The 17,222-nt window shown below is 71.3% G+C and carries 13 protein-coding genes; 10 read left to right on the plus strand and 3 right to left on the minus strand.

Features of this window, described 5'->3' with window-relative positions; translation table 11 throughout:
• From AP234_RS17685 to AP234_RS17725, 9 genes are all read left to right on the plus strand, one after another.
• On the plus strand, positions 1–1,253 hold a 1,253-nt coding region (locus tag AP234_RS17685; protein ID WP_055480735.1), incomplete at its 5' end, for a hydantoinase/oxoprolinase family protein.
• A 38-nt stretch (positions 1,254–1,291) separates the two neighbouring features.
• Complete coding sequence (locus AP234_RS17690; protein ID WP_055480736.1) at positions 1,292–2,932, plus strand: ABC transporter substrate-binding protein; 1,641 nt, start codon at positions 1,292–1,294, stop codon at positions 2,930–2,932.
• A gap of 3 nt (positions 2,933–2,935) precedes the next feature.
• The gene (locus AP234_RS17695; protein ID WP_055480737.1) at positions 2,936–3,952 is read left to right on the plus strand and encodes an ABC transporter permease; all 1,017 of its coding nucleotides are present in this window, start codon (positions 2,936–2,938) and stop codon (positions 3,950–3,952) included.
• Positions 3,949–4,827 (plus strand): ABC transporter permease, encoded by an 879-nt coding sequence (locus tag AP234_RS17700; RefSeq protein WP_055480738.1) that lies wholly within the window; start codon positions 3,949–3,951, stop codon positions 4,825–4,827. Before AP234_RS17695 ends, AP234_RS17700 begins: the two co-directional genes overlap by 4 nt.
• 19 nt (positions 4,828–4,846) lie before the next feature.
• Positions 4,847–5,686, plus strand: coding sequence for an ATP-binding cassette domain-containing protein (locus AP234_RS17705; protein WP_055480739.1), 840 nt, complete (start codon positions 4,847–4,849; stop codon positions 5,684–5,686).
• Positions 5,683–6,648: an ABC transporter ATP-binding protein gene (locus tag AP234_RS17710; RefSeq protein ID WP_055480740.1), complete on the plus strand. Its 966-nt coding sequence runs from the start codon at positions 5,683–5,685 to the stop codon at positions 6,646–6,648. Before AP234_RS17705 ends, AP234_RS17710 begins: the two co-directional genes overlap by 4 nt.
• Positions 6,632–8,149: a helix-turn-helix domain-containing protein gene (locus tag AP234_RS17715; RefSeq protein ID WP_055480741.1), complete on the plus strand. Its 1,518-nt coding sequence runs from the start codon at positions 6,632–6,634 to the stop codon at positions 8,147–8,149. The genes AP234_RS17710 and AP234_RS17715 overlap by 17 nt, the downstream gene beginning before the upstream one ends.
• Positions 8,150–8,192: 43 nt before the next feature.
• A complete protein-coding gene (locus AP234_RS17720; protein ID WP_055480742.1) occupies positions 8,193–10,229 on the plus strand; it encodes a hydantoinase/oxoprolinase family protein in 2,037 nt (678 codons plus the stop codon).
• Positions 10,226–11,938, plus strand: a complete 1,713-nt coding sequence (locus AP234_RS17725; protein WP_055480743.1) for a hydantoinase B/oxoprolinase family protein — start codon at positions 10,226–10,228, stop codon at positions 11,936–11,938. The genes AP234_RS17720 and AP234_RS17725 overlap by 4 nt, the downstream gene beginning before the upstream one ends.
• Before the next feature lie 75 nt (positions 11,939–12,013).
• On the opposite strand, the gene AP234_RS17730 is transcribed toward AP234_RS17725, so the two are convergent.
• Both AP234_RS17730 and AP234_RS17735 read right to left on the minus strand, forming a co-directional pair.
• Entirely contained in the window at positions 12,014–12,385 is a 372-nt protein-coding gene (locus tag AP234_RS17730; protein WP_235558218.1) for a DUF742 domain-containing protein, read from the minus strand.
• Entirely contained in the window at positions 12,382–14,334 is a 1,953-nt protein-coding gene (locus AP234_RS17735) for a nitrate- and nitrite sensing domain-containing protein (protein WP_235558219.1), read from the minus strand. The genes AP234_RS17730 and AP234_RS17735 overlap by 4 nt, the downstream gene beginning before the upstream one ends.
• A gap of 237 nt (positions 14,335–14,571) precedes the next feature.
• Between AP234_RS17735 and AP234_RS17740 the strand changes: the two genes are divergently transcribed.
• Positions 14,572–16,191 carry an ABC transporter substrate-binding protein gene (locus AP234_RS17740; protein WP_055480745.1) on the plus strand — a complete coding sequence of 540 codons (1,620 nt, stop codon included), beginning with the start codon at positions 14,572–14,574 and terminating at the stop codon, positions 16,189–16,191.
• A gap of 46 nt (positions 16,192–16,237) precedes the next feature.
• Here the strand turns inward: AP234_RS17740 and AP234_RS17745 are convergent, their stop codons facing one another.
• Positions 16,238–16,636 (minus strand): hypothetical protein, encoded by a 399-nt coding sequence (locus tag AP234_RS17745; protein ID WP_055480799.1) that lies wholly within the window; start codon positions 16,634–16,636, stop codon positions 16,238–16,240.
• Positions 16,637–17,222: the final 586 nt, after the last annotated feature.

A 17,222-nucleotide genomic window follows, 5' to 3' on the forward strand; every position in this document is an offset into this window, starting at 1 on the left:
CCGTCGCGGCGGGCACGGCGGTGATCCGGGGCGGGCACTTCGTCGACGGCCGCGAGATCGCCCCGCTCGACCTGGACGCGGTCAAGCGGTTCCTCAACGAGGAGGTGCGGGCGGACGCGGTCGCGATCACCGGGGTGTTCAGCCCGGCCGACGCCGATCACGAGAACCGGGTCGCCGAGGTCGTCAGGAGCGAGCTCGGCGACGTGCCGGTGAGCCTCAGCCACGAGATCGGCTCACTCGGCCTGCTGGAGCGGGAGAACGCCACCATCCTCAACGCCGCGTTGTACGGCGTGGCCCGCGACGTCACCATCGCGCTCCAGGACGCGCTCAGCGTGCGGGGCCTGGTGGTCGAGACGTTCTTCGCCCAGAACGACGGCACCCTGATGTCGGTCGACTACGCGGCCCGCTATCCCGTGCTCACGATCGGTTCCGGGCCGGCCAACTCGCTGCGCGGTGCCGCGTACCTATCCGGCGTGCGGGACGCGATCGTCGCCGACGTGGGCGGCACCTCGACGGACATCGGCGTGCTCGCGGCCGGGTTCCCGCGCGAGTCGGCGGCGGCCGTCGAGATCGGCGGGATCACCACGAACTTCCGAATGCCCGACATCCTGTCGATCGCGCTGGGCGGCGGCACGATCGTCGGCCGGGGATCCGTCCCCTTCTCCGGGAGGTCGGTCGGTTATCGGATCGGCGCCGAGGCCCTGGTCTTCGGCGGCAGGACCGCGACGATGACCGACGCGGCGGTGGCGGCCGGCCGGGGCGAGGTCGGGACCCACCCGGTTCCCGAGGAGTGGCTCGGCCACCTGGCCGGAGCCGTACGCGCGGCGGACGAACTGGTCGCGGACGCGGTGGACCGGGTCTCACTGGGCCGTTCAGGTTCGGGCCGTTCGAATTCGGACAGGGGGGACCGTCCGCTCGTCGCCGTCGGCGGCGGCGCGTTCCTGCTGGCGGCGGAGGTCCCCGGAGCCAGCGAGGTGATCAGACCGGAGCACGCGGAGGTGGCCAACGCGGTCGGCGCCGCGATCGCGCTCGCCAGCGGGCGCATCGAAACGATCATCCCCACCGGGGGAGAGGGAAACACCAGGGCTAGATTGATCGAAAAGGCCAAGGAGGAGGCGGCCGCCCGGGCCGTCGCCGCCGGGGCAGACTCCGCCCTGGTTCAGATCGTCGAGCTCAGCGAGATCCCGCTCAGCTACCTGTCTGAGCCCGCTGTGCGCCTACAAGTAAAGGCCGCCGGGCCGCTGGCCCGATGAGGGCCGGCGGGCCGGTGAGAGAAAGGAACCCCCCTCACATGCGCTGGCACAAGCGTCTGCTCGCCGCGGGAGCCGTGGCCGCCCTGACCCTCACCGCCTCGGCGTGCGGCGGGGGCAAGGTCCGCGGCTCCGACGGCTCCGCGCAGCCGAGCACGTCCCAGAACGGGCAGAACACCCAGAACGCGGCGGACGCCACGTTCGTCTACGTCCCCAACCTCGACGTCGTCACCGACTGGGACCCGGCGAGCTCGTACTCGAACGAGATCGTCGCGATGCAGAACATCTACGAGTCGCTGACGCGTTACAACCCGCAGACGAAGCAGGCCGAGCCGCGGCTGGCGACGTCGTGGACCTCCTCGGCCGACGGCAAGACCTGGACGTTCACGCTGCGCCAGGGGGCGAAGTTCCACACCGGCAAACCCGTGGACGCCGCGGCGGCCAAGGCCGCCATCGAACGCACGATGGAGATCGGGGAGGGCGCGGCCTACATCTGGGACGCGGTCAAGAAGATCGAGGCGAAGGACCCCGCGACGCTGGAGTTCACGCTCAAGTACCCCACCGCGCTCGACCTGGTGGCCTCGGCCGGCTACGCCTCGTACGTCTACGACACGACCGCGTCCGACTCGGGAGACCTCAAGACGTGGTTCGGCGAGGGCCGCGACGCCGGCTCCGGGCCGTACACGATCGACACCTGGGAGAAGGGCAAGGAGAACGAGCTCACGCTGAAGGCGTTCGACGACTACTGGGGCGGCTGGGACGGGCCGCACTACAAGAAGATCACCTATCGGGTCACGCCCGAGCTCACCACCGCCTGGCAGCTCCTGCAGCGCGGTGAGGTGTCGTTCGTGCAGCGGCTCAACCCGCAGCTGTTCGCCCAGGCGAGCAGCACGCCCACGGTGCAGGCCGCCCAGACGCCGTCGTTCCAGAACCTGCTGACGCTGTTCAACACGCAGAGCGGCCCGCTGAAGGACGTCCGGCTGCGCCGGGCCGTGCAGAAGGCGATCGACTACGACGGCCTGGTGGCGGCGCTCAAGGGCGCGGCGGTGCCGGGCGGCGGCCTGGTGCCCGAGGGCCTGCTCGGCTTCGCCGCCGACCGGACGCCGAAGCAGGACCTCGCCGGTGCCGAGGCGCTGCTCAAGGAGGCGGGGTACGGCCCGGGCGGCAAGAAGCTCGACCTGACCCTCACCTACGCCCAGGGCGACAGCGACCAGGAGGTGCTGGTCACGCTGCTGTCCTCCGCCCTCGACAAGCTGAACGTGAAGCTGTCGGCCAAGCCGCTGCAGTGGACCACCCAGTGGGACCAGGGCAAGGCGAAGGACCCGGCCAAGCGGCAGGACATCTTCGTCATGTACTGGTACCCGGACTACGCCGACGCCTTCTCGTGGTTCGTCAACGTCTTCCGCAGTGAGGAGCAGGTGTCGTTCAACCTCTCCTACCTGAAGGACGACGCGATCGACGAGCAGATCGACGAGCTGCCCCAGCTGACGGCGACCGACAGGGAGGCCGCTGAGAAGGCCTACGCCGAGCTCCAGAACAAGATCATCGATGAGCAGGCCGCGGTGGCCGTGCCGTACGTGCAGAACTACCAGCGCGCCTTCGCCAAGTCGGTGCAGGGATATGTGGACAACCCCGCCTACCCGAACGTCGTGTTCGTCCACGACCTCAAGCCCGGCGCCTGAGTCATGTCGCGGTACCTGATCCGCCGGCTCGGCCAGGCCGCCCTGGTCGTGGCCGGCGTGGTCACCCTCACCTTCGTCATCATGCGCCTGGTCCCCGGCGACCCCGCCGTCGCCTACGCGGGACCGAGGGCGTCGCCGGCCGAACTGGCCGCGGCGCGGCAGCGGTTCGGGCTGGACGACCCGCTGCCGGTGCAGCTGTGGAACTACGTCCGCGACCTGATCGCCGGCGACTGGGGCACCAGCCTGCACACCAAGCAGCCGGTGCGCGACGACCTGTTCCTGGCCTTCCCCGCCTCGTTCGAACTGGTGGCCGCCGCTCTGATCATCGCGGTGGCGGCCGGGATCCCCCTGGGCGTCGCGGCCGCCCGCTACCGGGGACGGCTGCCCGACCTGTCGATCCGGCTCTCGTCGATGCTGGCCGTCTCGGTGCCGGTGTTCTGGATGGCCCTGGCCCTGCAGACGATCTTCGCGAGTGGTCTGGGCTGGTTCCCCATCGCCGGGGAGTACGACACGAGCCTCGACCAGACCAGCCCCCTGCGCGTCTACACGAACATCACCGCCGTGGACGCCCTGTTCACCGGCAACTGGCCGATCCTGGCCAGCACCCTGCATCATCTCGTGCTGCCCGCGCTGGTCCTCGCGGCCTACCCGGCGGGCGTGATCGCCCAGATGACCCGGGCCGCGCTCATCGAGGAGTCGGCCCGCGACCACGCCCGGATGGAACGCGCGCTCGGCTTCGGGGAGACCGCGGTGCTGACCCGGTTCGCCCTGCGCCCGGCGCTGAACCCGGTGCTCTCGCTGATCGCGCTCGTCTTCGCCTACTCGATCGTGAACGGATTCCTCGTGGAGGCCGTGTTCAACTGGCCGGGGCTCGGACGGTACGCCGCCGACTCGATCCGCACCCTCGACACCCCGGCGATCGCCGGGGTCACGCTGCTCGTGGCCGCCCTCTACGTCGTCGCCAACCTCGCCGTCGACCTGCTGCAGGGCGTGATCGACCCGAGAGTGAGGGCCCGATGACCGCGCCGGTCGTCCCGGGGGCCGGTGCGGCCCCGCCCGCGCTGCGCCGTACGCCGCTGAGGCGGCTGGCGGGGGTGGACCGGCTCGCGGTGGCCGGGGCCGTGCTCCTGGCGCTCATCGTGCTCGCCGCGCTGCTCGCCCCGTGGATCGCCCCCTATCCCGAGGACGGCGGCTCGGCCACCCATCCGCTGGAGGCGCTGCTGCCGCCGAGCGCCGAGCACTGGTTCGGCACCGACCAGGTCGGACGCGATGTGCTCAGCCGGGTCCTGTACGGCGCCCGCACCTCGCTGCTGATCGCCGTCGCGGTGCTGGTGATCTCGGGTGGCGTGGGCGTGGCGCTCGGGGTGGTCGCGGGTTACGCGGGGGGCTGGGTCCGTGACGTGATCATGCGGGTGACCGACGTGTTCCTCGCGTTCCCCGCGCTGCTGCTCTCGCTCGCGCTGGCCGTGGTCCTCCAGCCGAGCGTGACGACGGTGATCGTCGCCATCGCGGTCACCTGGTGGCCCTGGTACGCCAGGCTCACGGCGTCGGTCGCCGCCTCGGTCGCGACCCGGGGGTTCGTCGACTCGGCCCGCTGCCTGGGCGTGCCGGCCCCGCTGATCGTCTTCCGGCACGTGCTGCCGAACTCGCTCACGCCGGTGCTGGTCCAGCTCTCCCTCGACGGCGGCGGGGTGATCCTCACCGCTGCCGCCCTGTCGTACCTGGGGCTGGGCGCGCACGAGCCGACCTCGGAGTGGGGTCTCATGGTGCAGCAGGGACAGTCGCTGTTCACCACGAACTGGTGGGTGGTGACGTTCCCCGGGCTCGCCATCCTGGTCACCGCGTTCGCGTTCAACGTGCTGGGCGAGGGGCTGAGAGCGAGGCTGGCGCGATGAGTGGAGGAGCGGTCCGGCGATGGACGGCGAGTTGATCAGGGTCAGGGATCTCGTGGTCCGGATCGGCGACCGGGTGATCGCCTCCGTGCCCGAGCTGGACGTCGGCGCCGGCGAGTGCGTGGCGATCGTCGGGGAGAGCGGCTCGGGCAAGACGACGACGCTGCTCTCCGTGCTCGGTCTCGTCGGCGACGATCGGGAGACCGGCGCACGCGATGTCGATATTTCCGGGGAAATCGCTGTTTGTGGGGTCGACGTGATGACGGCCGGACCCGGTGAGCTACGTCGCATCCGCGGTTCGCGGGCCGCTCTCGTCATGCAGAGCCCGCAGGCGGCGCTCAACCCGACCATGCGCCTGGGCACGCTGATGCGCCGCGCGCTCGCCCGCCACGGCGTCAAGGGCGTGGCCGGGCGATCCCGGGCGGCGGAGGCCGTCAAGGCCGTGCTGCTCGACCCCGAGATCATGCGGCGCTACCCCCACCAGGTGTCCGGCGGGCAGGCCCAGCGGTTCGCGATCGCGATCGCGCTCGCCCTCGGGGCCGAGATCGTGCTGGCCGACGAGCCGACCAGCGCGCTCGACGTCACCGTGCAGGCCGAGGTGGTCGCCGTGCTGCGGCGGCTGCGCGACGAGCGTGGCCTGGCCGTACTGCTCGTCTCCCACGACCTCGCCCTGGTCTCCACGATCGCCGACCGGGTGCTCGTGATGCGGGACGGCGCCGTGGTGGAGAGCGGGCCGGCCGCCGAGGTGTTCGACCGGCCGCGCGACGCCTACACGCGCGAGCTGGTCGCCGCGGTGCCGGCGCTCCCGGAATTCCACGCTTCCGAAGTCGGGGAGACCGCGCGTGCAAAGGAGGAGCTATGACCGGCCGGGAGACCGGATCCGCCGTGCTCGGGGCGGACCGGGTGACGCTCGCGTACGGCGCGACGGCGGTCGTCCACGAGGTGAGCCTGACCGTCGACGCGGGCGGTGTCGGGCTGATCGGGGAGAGCGGCTCGGGCAAGACCACGCTCGCCCGGGCCCTGCTCGGCCTGCTGCGCCCGCGCTCGGGCACGATCAGGTACGGCTCGCGCGACCTGGCCGCACTCGACCGGACCGGACGCGCCGAGTTCCGCCGCGCCGTGCAGCCGGTCTTCCAGGACGGCAGCGAGGCCCTCGATCCACGCATGACGGCGGCCGCCTCGATCGGGGAGGCGCTGACCACCCACCACCGGATCGGCCGCGACCGTCGGCGGGCGCGGGTGGCCGAACTGCTCGACGACGTCGGCCTCGACCCGGCGCTCGCCGACCGCCGGCCCCACCAGATGTCCGGCGGCCAGCGGCAGCGCGTCGCCATCGCCAGGGCCCTCGCCGTCGAACCCCGGCTGCTGGTCCTCGACGAGCCGACCAGCGCGCTCGACGTGACCGTGCAGGCCAGGATCCTCGACCTGCTGGAGAGGCTGGCCGCTGAACGGGGCCTCGGTCACCTGCTGATCACGCACAACCTCGGCGTCGTCGACCGGCTGTGCCGTACGTCGCACGTGCTGTTCGCCGGGCGGGTGGTCGAGTCGGGGCCGACCCGCGACCTGCTGGTCCGGCCGGCCCACCCGTACACGCTGGCACTGCGCGACGCCGTACCCCGGCTCGGCGGCGAGCCGCCGCGCGCGAGCGGACGGACCGAGGCCGCGCCCGCCGAGACCGGCTGCCCGTTCCGGCTGCGCTGCCCGCTGGCTGCGGACCGGTGCCGCGAGGAGGCTCCGGAGGACCGCGAGGTGGCGGGCCGCCGGGTCGCCTGCCACCGGGCCGAGGACGTGCTGGAGCGAGCGGGCCATGCGCAACGTCAGTGACCTGCTCAGGACGTCGGCGGGCCGCCGCCTGACGCTGGTGGCCGGCCCCTGGGACGCCCGGCCGGTCGAAAGCGTCGTGCTGGTGGACGAGACACGCGATCTGGAGTCGGCCCCGCCCGGTGCGCTCGCGATCCTGTCACGCAACGCCATGCGAGGCTGCGACGTGCCGGCGGCGCTGCGCGTGGCCGGGCAGGGACGCCTCGCCGCGATCGTGCTGCCCGGCCCGTCCGGCACCTCCCCGGACATCGTGGAGCTGGCGCGGCGGGTGGGGGTGGCCCTGCTGACCGGCGCCTCCGACCAGCCGCTGTCGGACACCGTCCTCGGACTCAGCGCGACCCTGCGTGCCGATCCCGACCTGCTCCTGCGCCGCACCCGCGACGCGATCGACGGGCTGGGCGCGATGGAGGGCGCGGCGGAACGGGACATCCTGCGTACGGCCTCCGCTTCGATCGGCGTCGAGTACGGCGTGGCGGACATCGCCGAGCCCGCCGCGAACACCGCCGTGATCCGCGTGGACGGACGGCCGGACGGCTACGTGTGCTGGGACGGCGAGGACCCTGCCGCGGCCATCGTCGCCAGGGTGGTCGCCACCACGCTCGGCCGGGTGCGCGCCGCCGCGCGCGCCGCTGAACGGGCCCGTGAGCTGGCGCTGCTGGCCCTCCTGCGCGCGGGGACCAAGGAGGTGCGGGCCGCCGCCCGCCGCGCCAGGCACGAGGGAGTGCCGGTCGACGGCCGGCACGTCGCCGTCTTCCTCCGCGACGGCGAGGCGGGCGGCGAGGCCCCGGCCGACGTCCGGGCCCGGCGGTCCGACCGTCAGCTCGACGAAACCGCGCAGCGCGCACGCGGGGACGACGCCGCACGCCGGGTCCGCCGCACGATCTCCGGAGTGTCCGACGCCGCGGAGCTGAGCGCGCCGCCGATCGTCACCCGCTGGCAGGACGGCCTGCTCGTGATCCTCACGACCGACGAGCCGTCGACCTGGGACGAGGGCGGACCGTTCACCGACGCGCTGTCCGACGCCGCCCGGCCGGGTGCGGCGGGTGTGGGCGGCATCGGGGTCGGGACCTGCCGCCCGGGCGCCGACGGGCTGCGCCGTACGGCGTCGCAGGCCCGGGCGGCGGCCGGCAGGGCTCGCGCAGGAGAGGTGGTCAGGTTCGACCGCCTGGGCGCCAACGCGATCCTCGCCGAACTCAGCGGCAGCGAGAGCGCCGTGATGACGGCCCGCGACATGCTGGCCCCGCTCGGCGGCCTCGGCTCGCTCAGCCCGTACGCGGTCCCCACGCTCAAGGCGTACCTGGACAGCTGGGGGTCCAGGGTCCGGGCGGCCGAGCTGCTCAACCTGCACCCCAACGCGGTGGCGCACCGGATCCGCCGGATATCCGAGGTGCTGAAGGCCGACCTGTCGGACCCGCAGACCCGCTTCGCCCTGCAGGTCGCCTGCCATGTCGTGCTCGAGCACGAGTGTCTTCCCGGGACAACGGGCCCGTCGGCGTCGTCGTGAGGGCACATCGACGCGGCCCGCGCCGGGTTCTACTTTGCCAGGCATGACAACGGTCATCGGAGTGGACGTCGGCGGCACCTTCACCGATCTCGTTCTGCACGACGCGGCGACCGGCGACATCAGGGTCGCCAAGCGGCCGACCACGCCGCGCGCGCCCGAGCTGGGGGTGCTCGCCGCCGTGGACGCCGCCGCCCCGGCGGAGCTGCTCGCCCGCTGCGCCCATTTCGTGCACGGCACCACGGTCGGGCTCAACGCGCTGCTCGAATCCACCGGACCGCGCAGATGCGGCGCGGTCGTCGGCCTGATCACGACGGCGGGCTTCCGCGACGTGCTGGAGATCCGGCGGGGCGATCGCGACGACCCCTATGACCTGTTCTGGACCCCGCCGCCGCCCATCGTCCCCCGGCGGCTGCGGGTCGAGGTCGCCGAGCGGGTGGCGGCGGACGGCGGCGTCGTACGCGAACTCGATCCGGCGGACGTACGGCGGGCCGCACGGCTGTTCCAGGCCGAGGGGGTCGACGCCGTCGCGGTCGTACTGATCAACTCCTACGCCGATCCCCGGCACGAGCTGCTGGTCGCGCGGACGCTCCGCGGCGCGGGGTTCACCGGGCCGATCTCGCTGTCGCACGAGATCTCGGGGGAGTACCGGGAGTACGAGCGGACCTGCACCACGGTCGTGGACGCCCTCGTCCGTCATCGGATGGGTCCTTACCTGCACAACCTCGACCGTGAGCTGCGGGCGCGCGGCTTCACCGGGAGGCTGCTCGTCACCCGGTCCGGGGGCGGCGCGCTGACGCTGGACGAGGCGGTGGCCAGGCCGTTCGAGACGATCCTGTCCGGACCGGTCGCCGGCGCCGTGGCCACGGCGAGGCTGTCGGCGGCCCTCGGGGTCGGTACGGCCATCGCCGCCGACGTGGGCGGCACGAGCTTCGACACCGCCCTGATCGAGGACGGCCGGCTGCCGCTGCTGTTCCAGGGCGAGGTCGTCGGCCTGCCGCTGCAGAGCCCCTGGGTGGACGTGCGGTCGGTGGGCGCGGGCGGCGGATCGATCGCCTATGTCGACTCCGGCGGCCTGCTCAGGGTCGGTCCGCGCAGCGCGGGCGCCGACCCCGGGCCCACCTGCTACCTGCGCGGCGGGACCGAGCCGACCGTGACGGACGCCGCGCTGCACCTCGGCATGATCCCCGCGGGTCACATCTCCGGCGGGATATCGCTGTCGGCCGAGACGGCGGCGCTGGCGCTCGCGCCGTTGGCCGAACCGCTCACACCGCCGGCCGGGACGGCCGGGATCGAGGGCGTCGACGCGGCGGCGGAAGGCGTCATCAGGATCGCCTCCGCCCACATGGCGCAGGCCGTGCGCGGGGTCACGGTCGAGCGGGGGGTGGACCCGCGCGGGGCCGCCATCGTCGCCTTCGGCGGCGCCGGGCCGCTGTTCGGCTGCCTGCTGGCCGACGAGCTCGACGTGGACACGGTGATCGTCCCGCCCAACGCCGGCAACTTCTCGGCGGTCGGGCTGGTCCAGGCCGACATCGTCCGCTCGGCGGCCCGCACGCTGGTGCGGCCCCTGGACGGCGAGACCCTGCCGATGATCGAGCGGCTGGCGGAGGCACTCTTCGAGCGGATGGCCGCCGATGACGCCGTCCGCGAGGTCGACCTGGACCTGCGCCACCGGGGGCAGGAGCACACACTGACCATCCCGATGCGTCCGGGGCGTGACGACGTCGCCGACATCACCGCCAGGTTCTCCGACGCCTATCACCGGACGTTCGGCCACCGGCTCCCCGACCCGCTCGAGGTGGTCACCGTGCGGGCCACCACCAGGGTGGTGCTCGACGCCGACCGGCCGCCGGTGCCCGCCCCGGCGACGGGTGACGCGGCGCGCGGCACCACCCGCCTCTGGTCCTTCCGGCGGCGGGCCTGGACCGAGGCTCCCGTGCTGCGGCGAGCCGCGGTGGACGGTCCGATCGAGGGGCCCGCACTCGTGCTGGAGCCCACCGCGACCACCTACCTCGACGCGGGCTTCACCGCCGAGGCGCACCCGAGCGGCTGCCTGATGATCAAACGGAAGGACCGTCGATGAGCGAACTCGTACGCACCCGCTACGTCGAGGCGAACCCGGGGCTGGCGGAGGGCGCCGACCCGGTCACCACGGAGATCATCAGGCAGGGGCTGAACGCCGCGGCCGACCAGATGAAGCAGTCGCTGATCCGCACCGCCTTCTCCCCGATCATCTACGAGGCGCTGGACTTCGCCGTCGCCTTCTACGACGCCGACATGTGCATGCTCGCGCAGGCCCCGACGCTGCCCGCGTTCATGGGGACACTCGGCTTCTGCGTACGCGCGGCCGTCGACGGAGTCGGCGGGCCGGGGGCGCTGGGCCCGGGCGACGTGATCCTCTACAACGATCCGTACGGCACCGGCTCCCACCCGCAGGACGCGGCGATGATCGTGCCGATCTTCCACGACGACGTGCTGGTCGGCTACTCGGCCATCAAGGCGCACTGGCTCGACATCGGCGGCAAGGACCCCTACTGCACGGACACGATCGACGTCCACCAGGAGGGCACGATCTTCCCGGGGGTCAAGCTCTACGACGCCGGCCGCCTGGTGAGCGACATCTACCGGATGATCCTGGCCAACAGCCGGATGCCGGAGATGGTCATCGGCGACATCAACGCGATGGTGGCCGGGGCGCGTACGGGCGCTGAGGCGCTGACCGCGCTGGTACGCAGGCACGGCCTCGGCACGTTCCGCCGGTCCGTCGCCCGGATGTACGCACACGGCGAGGCGCTGGTACGCGGCTGGTTCGAGCGGCTGCCCGACGGCGTCTACCGGGCCTCCAGCGTGATCGACTCCGACGGGGTGAACGGCGAGCCGATCCCGTTCGGCGTCGAGGTCGCCGTCAGCGGCTCATCGGTGACCGTCGACCTGACCGACTGCCCCGACCAGGTCGGCGGCCCGGTGAACTGCCCGCTGCCGTCCACCGTCGCGGCCGTCCGGATCGCGGTGGCCTTCCTCGCCGGCGCGGGCGAGCAGCCCAATGAGGGCCACTTCCGCCCACTTGAGCTGGTCACCCGGACCGGCTCGCTCTTCCATCCGGTGCGGCCCGCCCCGTGCTTCATGTACGGCATCCCGTCGGACCACGCGATCGAACTGATCATCCGGGCGCTGGCGGAGGCCGTACCCGACTCGGTGCCGGCGGCGAGCGGCGGCGACATCAACGCGCTCGTGTGGTGGGGAAACCGGGAGGCGACCGGCGAACCCTGGGCGGACGGCGCGCCGCATCCCGTCGGGCAGGGCGCCTCGCCCTCCGGAGACGGCGCGAGTGCGCTCATGTACATCTCCGAGTCGGCGACCCGGTTCACCCCGGCGGAGGTCTGGGAGGCCAGGAACCCGTGGCGGATCGAGCGGCTGGCCCTGGCCGACGACTCGGGTGGCCCGGGACGGCACCGCGGCGGCCTCGGGCTGGATCTCTCCTTCCGGGTGCTGGAGGACCAGTATCTGACGGCGGGCCTGGCCAGGACGGCGCTCGAACCGTGGGGGCTGGCCGGGGGACTGCCCGGCCGACCGAACCGGCTCACCGTGGAGTATCCCGACGGCCGGTCCGAGGACTTCTCGCTCAAGACGCGGATCTTCCTGCCCAAGGGCGCGGTCGTGCACCTGCGCACCGGGTCGGGCGGAGGGTACGGCCCACCGGACGAGCGCGACCCGCAGGCCGTGCTCGCCGACCTGCGGGAGGGCTACATCACCGAAGATCACGCCCGCCGGCACTATCCGCACGCCCTGTGAGAGCGAGCCGGGGGCGCCGGGGTCCGGAGCGCGCCGGGGGTCCAGGGCACGCTTGGGGTCCGGGCACGCTTGGGGTCACAGCGCGCGCAGCCCGCTGATGACCTCGCTCAGAATCCCGGCGTTGGGCAGCCGGGCCACGTTCGCCGGTGGGCGCACCTGCACCAGTCCCTGCTCGTGAAGGTCGCCCACGAGCACCCGGACCACGCCGAGCGGCAGATCTATCGCCGCCGCGATGTCCACCACCGATCTGGGGCGGGCGCACATGCTGAGGATCATCCACTGCTCGGGGCCGAGACTGACCGGGGTCGGCCCGCCGGTCGCCGTCACGATCGCCACGAGGTCGATGGCCTTGTTGGACGGCTGGACCCGGCCGCGTGTCAGGGCGTAGGCCGGGACGACCGGCCCCGCGTCCTCGTCGAGCCACTGGTCCTGCATGCGGTCCGTCACGGTCCCTCCTCGCCCGGCTTGTCGGTCTGCTGCTCTCCCTGCCGGAGAGAGGCGAGGATGATGTCCTCGGGCGTGACCTCCTCCTCAGCCAGGCGCTTGAGGTCGGGGTCCTTGGGGACGACGATGAGTGTGGCTGGAATGAGCACGATTGCGGTCGTTCCTCCGTACGGCGAGGGCCGGAGCGTCACCCGGGCCTCCCTGCGGGCGGCGAGCCTGGCGACGACGAACAGCCCCATTCGGTCGGTGTCCGCGAGGTCGAACTCCGGTGGGTCGGCCAGACGCTCGTTGAGCTCGGCCAACCGGTCCGGCGCCATGCCCAGACCCCGGTCCTCGATCTCCACGGCGAAGCCGGTACCGACCAGCTCACCGCGTACGGTCACGGACGTGTGCGGCGGTGAGTAGACGGTCGCGTTCTCGATCAGTTCGGCGATGAGGTGGATGATGTCGGCCACCGCGCTGCCGTCGAGCGCGTGATCCTCCATCGGGAACACGTTCACCCGGGCGTAGTCCTCCACCTCGGCGGCGGCGCCGCGCACCACGTCGTACATCGGAACCGGCTTGCGCCAGGCCCGGCCGGGTGTGGCACCGGACAGGATGATCAGGCCTTCCGCGTGGCGGCGCATGCGGGTGGTCAGGTGGTCGAGCCGGAACAGCTCCTCGAGCGTCTCCGGCTCGGTGGTGTGGCGCTGCATGCTGTGCAACTGGGTCCGCTGCCGGTGCAGCAGGGTCTGGCTCCGCCGGGCGAGGTTGAGGAAGACCTGACTCACGCCTCGCTGGAGCCGGGCCTGCCCGACCGCGGCCTCGACGGCGGTCTGCTGCACCGTGGAGAACGCCCGGCCCACGTCCTGGATCTCGCTGGTGCGGCCGATCGTCGTGATCGGGGGCGCCTCGACGTCGACGTCGACGTCCTCCCCCTTCTTGAGCTTGGTCAGCACGCGCGGCAGCCGTACGTTGGCCAGGTCCAGGGCCGCCTGCCGCAGACCCGCCAGTTCCCGGGAGAGACGTGAGCCGAAGCGCAACGAGATGAGGATCGAGGCGAGCACCGCGAGAAGGCCGCAGCCGCCGACGATCCCGGCGCGCGTCAGGATTGAGTCGGCGATGGGCTCGGCGCGTTCGGCGAGGCGTTTGCCGGCCTCCGTCTGCGCCTTCTGGAACGACTCGGCCAGGTCGTCGGAGGTGGCCTGCCAGACCTGCTGGGTCCGGGAGGTGATCCGATCTCCGGCGATGATCTTTTCTTCCTGCAGCCGCAGCCGCTGATAGAGCGGTGTGGTGATCAGGTCGACGTGCATCTGCCGGAGGTCCGCGTCGAGCTCGGGCAGGGCCTGGTTGATGAGGAAGCGGCGGTTGCCGACGAGCTGGGTGAAGAGCTTGCGCTCCTCATCGGTCATCCGGCCCGAGGAGGCCGCGGCCGCCTGGATGGCCTGCTCCCTGGTCAGCAACTCCTTGGCGTACCCGAGCGAGATCACCACCCGAGACTGCTGGTAGATGGGGATGTCGTCGATGATCGCCAGGCCGTAGTGCATCTGATAGATGCTGTCGCTGACCAGGTTGTAGGTCTCGATCGCCCGCAGACGGTTGGACAGGCCCTCGTCGATCTCTCCGCGGATCTCGTCCAGGCGGTCCAGCCCCTCCAGCATCTCGTCCACCTGCGCGCGCATGGCCGGGGTGGTCGCCTCTCGGGACGAATCGGACAGGGCCAGCCGCCGGACGTCGTCTCGTGCCTCGTTGGTGCGCACCCGCTGGGTGTTCATGTCGGCGCGCCCGGAGTCGACGGGCCTGCCGAGGTAACGGGCGGTCACGAGGCGCTCGTGCTGCAGTTCGACGATCAGCTTGTCCGCAGGCTGCCGCAGAGTGGTCCAAAGGGTGTCATAGGTACGCAGGCGGAGGCTGTCGCCGATGGTCACACCCGCCGTGACCATCCACAGGGCGATCAGTGAGAAAAGCGGCACCAGGAGCAGGCCGATGAGCCTGACCCTGATAGGCCGATCTCGCCTACGAGGACGCATGGCACCTCGTCCCGATGCGGTGACGTGAGCTCCGGGAAGCTCTTGGGACAGCCAGAGACATTATCAGCGCGGTGGTTCAAATGAGAGTCCTGCGCCGTATGTCACGAAATATCAAACCTAATCGTGATCTTGCAGTAGCTTCGATCATGGTAACTCATGTCACAGAGAAAGTCGCATCGCATGCGCCGTTTCCTCGTTCTGGGAGTCGTGGCCGCGCTGGCCCTCGCCGGCTGCGGCGGTGGCGAGGTCCGCGGCGGTACGTCCAGCGGTTCCTCCGGCGGATCTTCCACAGGGATGCCTTCCACGAAGGGTGCGACATTCGTCTACCTGTACAACCTCGACGTCGTCACCGACTGGGATCCGGCGAGCTCGTACTCGAACGAGATCATCGCGATGCAGAACATCTACGACTCACTGACCGTCTACAACCCCCTGACCAGGCGGGCGAGTGCACGTCTGGCCGAGGAGTGGAAGGCGTCGCCGGACGGCAAGACGTGGACGTTCATGCTGCGGAGCGGGGCCGTCTTCCACACCGGCCGTCCTGTTGACGCGGAAGCCGTGAAGGCCTCCATCGAGCGGACGAAGAGCATGGCCGAGGGCGCCGCGTACATCTGGGACCCCGTACAGAAGATCACCGTCATCGACCCGCTCACCGTGGAGTTCAAGCTCAAGTACCCGGCGCCGCTCGACCTCATCGCCTCCTCCGATTACGCCGCGTACATCTACGACACCGAGGCGGCGGGTTCCGGCGACCTCAAGAAGTGGTTCCAGCAGGGGCGGGACGCCGGCTCCGGGCCGTACACGGTGGCGAGCTGGCACAAGGGCAGGGAGAAGGAACTCGTCCTGCGCGCCTTCGACGACTACTGGGGCGGCTGGGACGGCCCGCACTACAAGAACGTCGAGTACCGCGCCGTCGCCAACCAGAACACCGCCTGGCAGCTCCTCCTGCGCGGCGAGGTCAGCTTCGTGCAGCGGCTCAACCCCTCGCTGTTCCAGCGGGCCAAGACCACGGCGGGCGTCCGCACGCTGCAGGTGCCGTCGTTCCAGAACATGCTCGTGCTCTTCAACACCGCCTCCGGTCCGCTCGTCGACGTACGGCTGCGCAAGGCCGTACAGAAGGCCATCGACTACGACGGAGTGATCGCGGCGCTGAAGGGAGCGGGCGCCCCCGCGGCCGGCCTGGTCCCCGAAGGTCTGCTCGGTCACGTTCCCGGCCTGCGCCCGCGCCAGGACCTGGAAGGTGCGAAGGCGCTTCTGCAGGAGGCCGGGTACGGCCCGGGCGGCCAGGAGTTGCGGCTCACGCTCACGTACGCCCAGGGCGACGACGACGAGCAGCTGCTCGTCACGCTGCTCACCAACACCCTGAGCGAGCTCAACGTCAGGGTCGAGGCCAAGGCGATGCAGTGGAACGCGCAGTGGGACCAGGCCAAGTCGGCCGACCCGGCCAAGCGTCAGGACATCCTGGTCATGTACTGGTGGCCCGACTACGCCGACGCCTACTCGTGGTTCCTCAACGTGTTCCACAGCGCCGACCCGGTGTCCTTCAACCTGACGTACCTGAAGAACAAGGACATCGACCAGCGAATCGACAGGCTTCCATCACTGCTGGCCACCGACCGGGAGGCCGCGCAGAAGGAGTACGCCAAACTGCAGACGGATCTGATCGACAAGCATGCCGTCGTCGCCGCGCCGTGGGTGACGAACTACCAGCGGGCCTACCTCGGCAACGTCAGCGGCTACACCGACAACCCGGCCTACCCCAACGTCGTCTTCGTGCACCAGCTCATTCCGAGCGCGTGACGACACCCGGTCGTGAAAGAGGACGCCCGGTCGTGAAAGAGATCGGTCAACCTCTGAGCTTGCGGCTCATGCCCGTGCAGTAGCGGCCCGCCGCCTGCCGGGGGCCACGCCTGGCGGGTTCGTCCAGCGACGGCATCAGTGCCTGTGTCCTGCCGGCGTCGGCGAGGACGTGCTCGACCTGCTCTTCCGTCGGCAGCTGGCCGTGCTTGGCGAGCTCGTGCATCAGGAACGTCAGCGGCGCGGGATCCCCGGCGGCCTCCGCTGCCACGGTGGCTCGGGCGGCGGTCAGCAGCCGAAGGTAGTAGGAGCGCAGCATGGCCTCCCGCGTGCGGACCTGCTCGAGGTCGTCGAGCAGCTCACCGGCGAGTTGAAGCAGGTCACCGCCCGGGCGCCTGCCCTCGGCCGCGATGTGCGCACGAATATCGTCGAACTCAGACCGCGTCATGATGGCCACCTCCACCGGCGAGAGTCCGGGCGGCCGGGTTGGCGCCGAGCGGAGACTCTCACATGCTGTTCGTAACGCGGGGCGATTGCGGTCGGCTTGACATCGGGTTGCGCTGGGAGACGGATCCACGGAGGGAGACCGCCGGCGACCGGGAACCCCCTCGTCGCGAGATCGTCGACTCGCATCTCCGTCACCCCTCGTTCCTCCGAGCCTCGCCTGCGTGATCGCCGCGGCGCTTATGTAGATGCTTGAGAGGCGGATCTGGTTGTCCCTGGACATCGCACATTTTTCCGAAAGATCGGGCACGGTTTGATGTACATCCAGATGAAACCGCCTCCGGACGGGCGATCCGGTTGGCGAGTGGGGGGCGAGGCCGGCCTCCAGCCCTCAGCTCGGCCGGGGTTGGTGGCCGTGTCGTGTGCGCGGTTGGTGTCCAGCTCTGGTAATCTTGTCGAGCCGGGTGATCCGGCGGATCCCTCTCCCGGTCGTTTCGACGGGGTGTGGTTCGCCCGGGTATGGTCTCGGTGCCTCCTCTTTCTTTCGGATCTTGGATTCGCTGCGGTTTGCGTGGCGGGGTCGGGCCGGG

It is taken from the genome of Sphaerimonospora mesophila, assembly GCF_001417795.1.
GTDB classification, from domain to species: Bacteria; Actinomycetota; Actinomycetes; order Streptosporangiales; family Streptosporangiaceae; genus Sphaerimonospora; species Sphaerimonospora mesophila.

What these genes read in the sequence shown, in the direction of transcription:
- AP234_RS17690 (WP_055480736.1), top strand. Translation starts at nt 1,292, where the DNA reads ATGCGCTGGCACAAGCGTCTGCTCGCCGCGGGAGCCGTGGCCGCCCTG.
- AP234_RS17695 (WP_055480737.1), top strand. Translation starts at nt 2,936, where the DNA reads ATGTCGCGGTACCTGATCCGCCGGCTCGGCCAGGCCGCCCTGGTCGTG.
- AP234_RS17700 (WP_055480738.1), top strand. Translation starts at nt 3,949, where the DNA reads ATGACCGCGCCGGTCGTCCCGGGGGCCGGTGCGGCCCCGCCCGCGCTG.
- AP234_RS17705 (WP_055480739.1), top strand. Translation starts at nt 4,847, where the DNA reads ATGGACGGCGAGTTGATCAGGGTCAGGGATCTCGTGGTCCGGATCGGC.
- AP234_RS17710 (WP_055480740.1), top strand. Translation starts at nt 5,683, where the DNA reads ATGACCGGCCGGGAGACCGGATCCGCCGTGCTCGGGGCGGACCGGGTG.
- AP234_RS17715 (WP_055480741.1), top strand. Translation starts at nt 6,632, where the DNA reads ATGCGCAACGTCAGTGACCTGCTCAGGACGTCGGCGGGCCGCCGCCTG.
- AP234_RS17720 (WP_055480742.1), top strand. Translation starts at nt 8,193, where the DNA reads ATGACAACGGTCATCGGAGTGGACGTCGGCGGCACCTTCACCGATCTC.
- AP234_RS17725 (WP_055480743.1), top strand. Translation starts at nt 10,226, where the DNA reads ATGAGCGAACTCGTACGCACCCGCTACGTCGAGGCGAACCCGGGGCTG.
- AP234_RS17740 (WP_055480745.1), top strand. Translation starts at nt 14,572, where the DNA reads ATGCGCCGTTTCCTCGTTCTGGGAGTCGTGGCCGCGCTGGCCCTCGCC.
- AP234_RS17745 (WP_055480799.1), bottom strand. Translation starts at nt 16,636, where the DNA reads ATGACGCGGTCTGAGTTCGACGATATTCGTGCGCACATCGCGGCCGAG.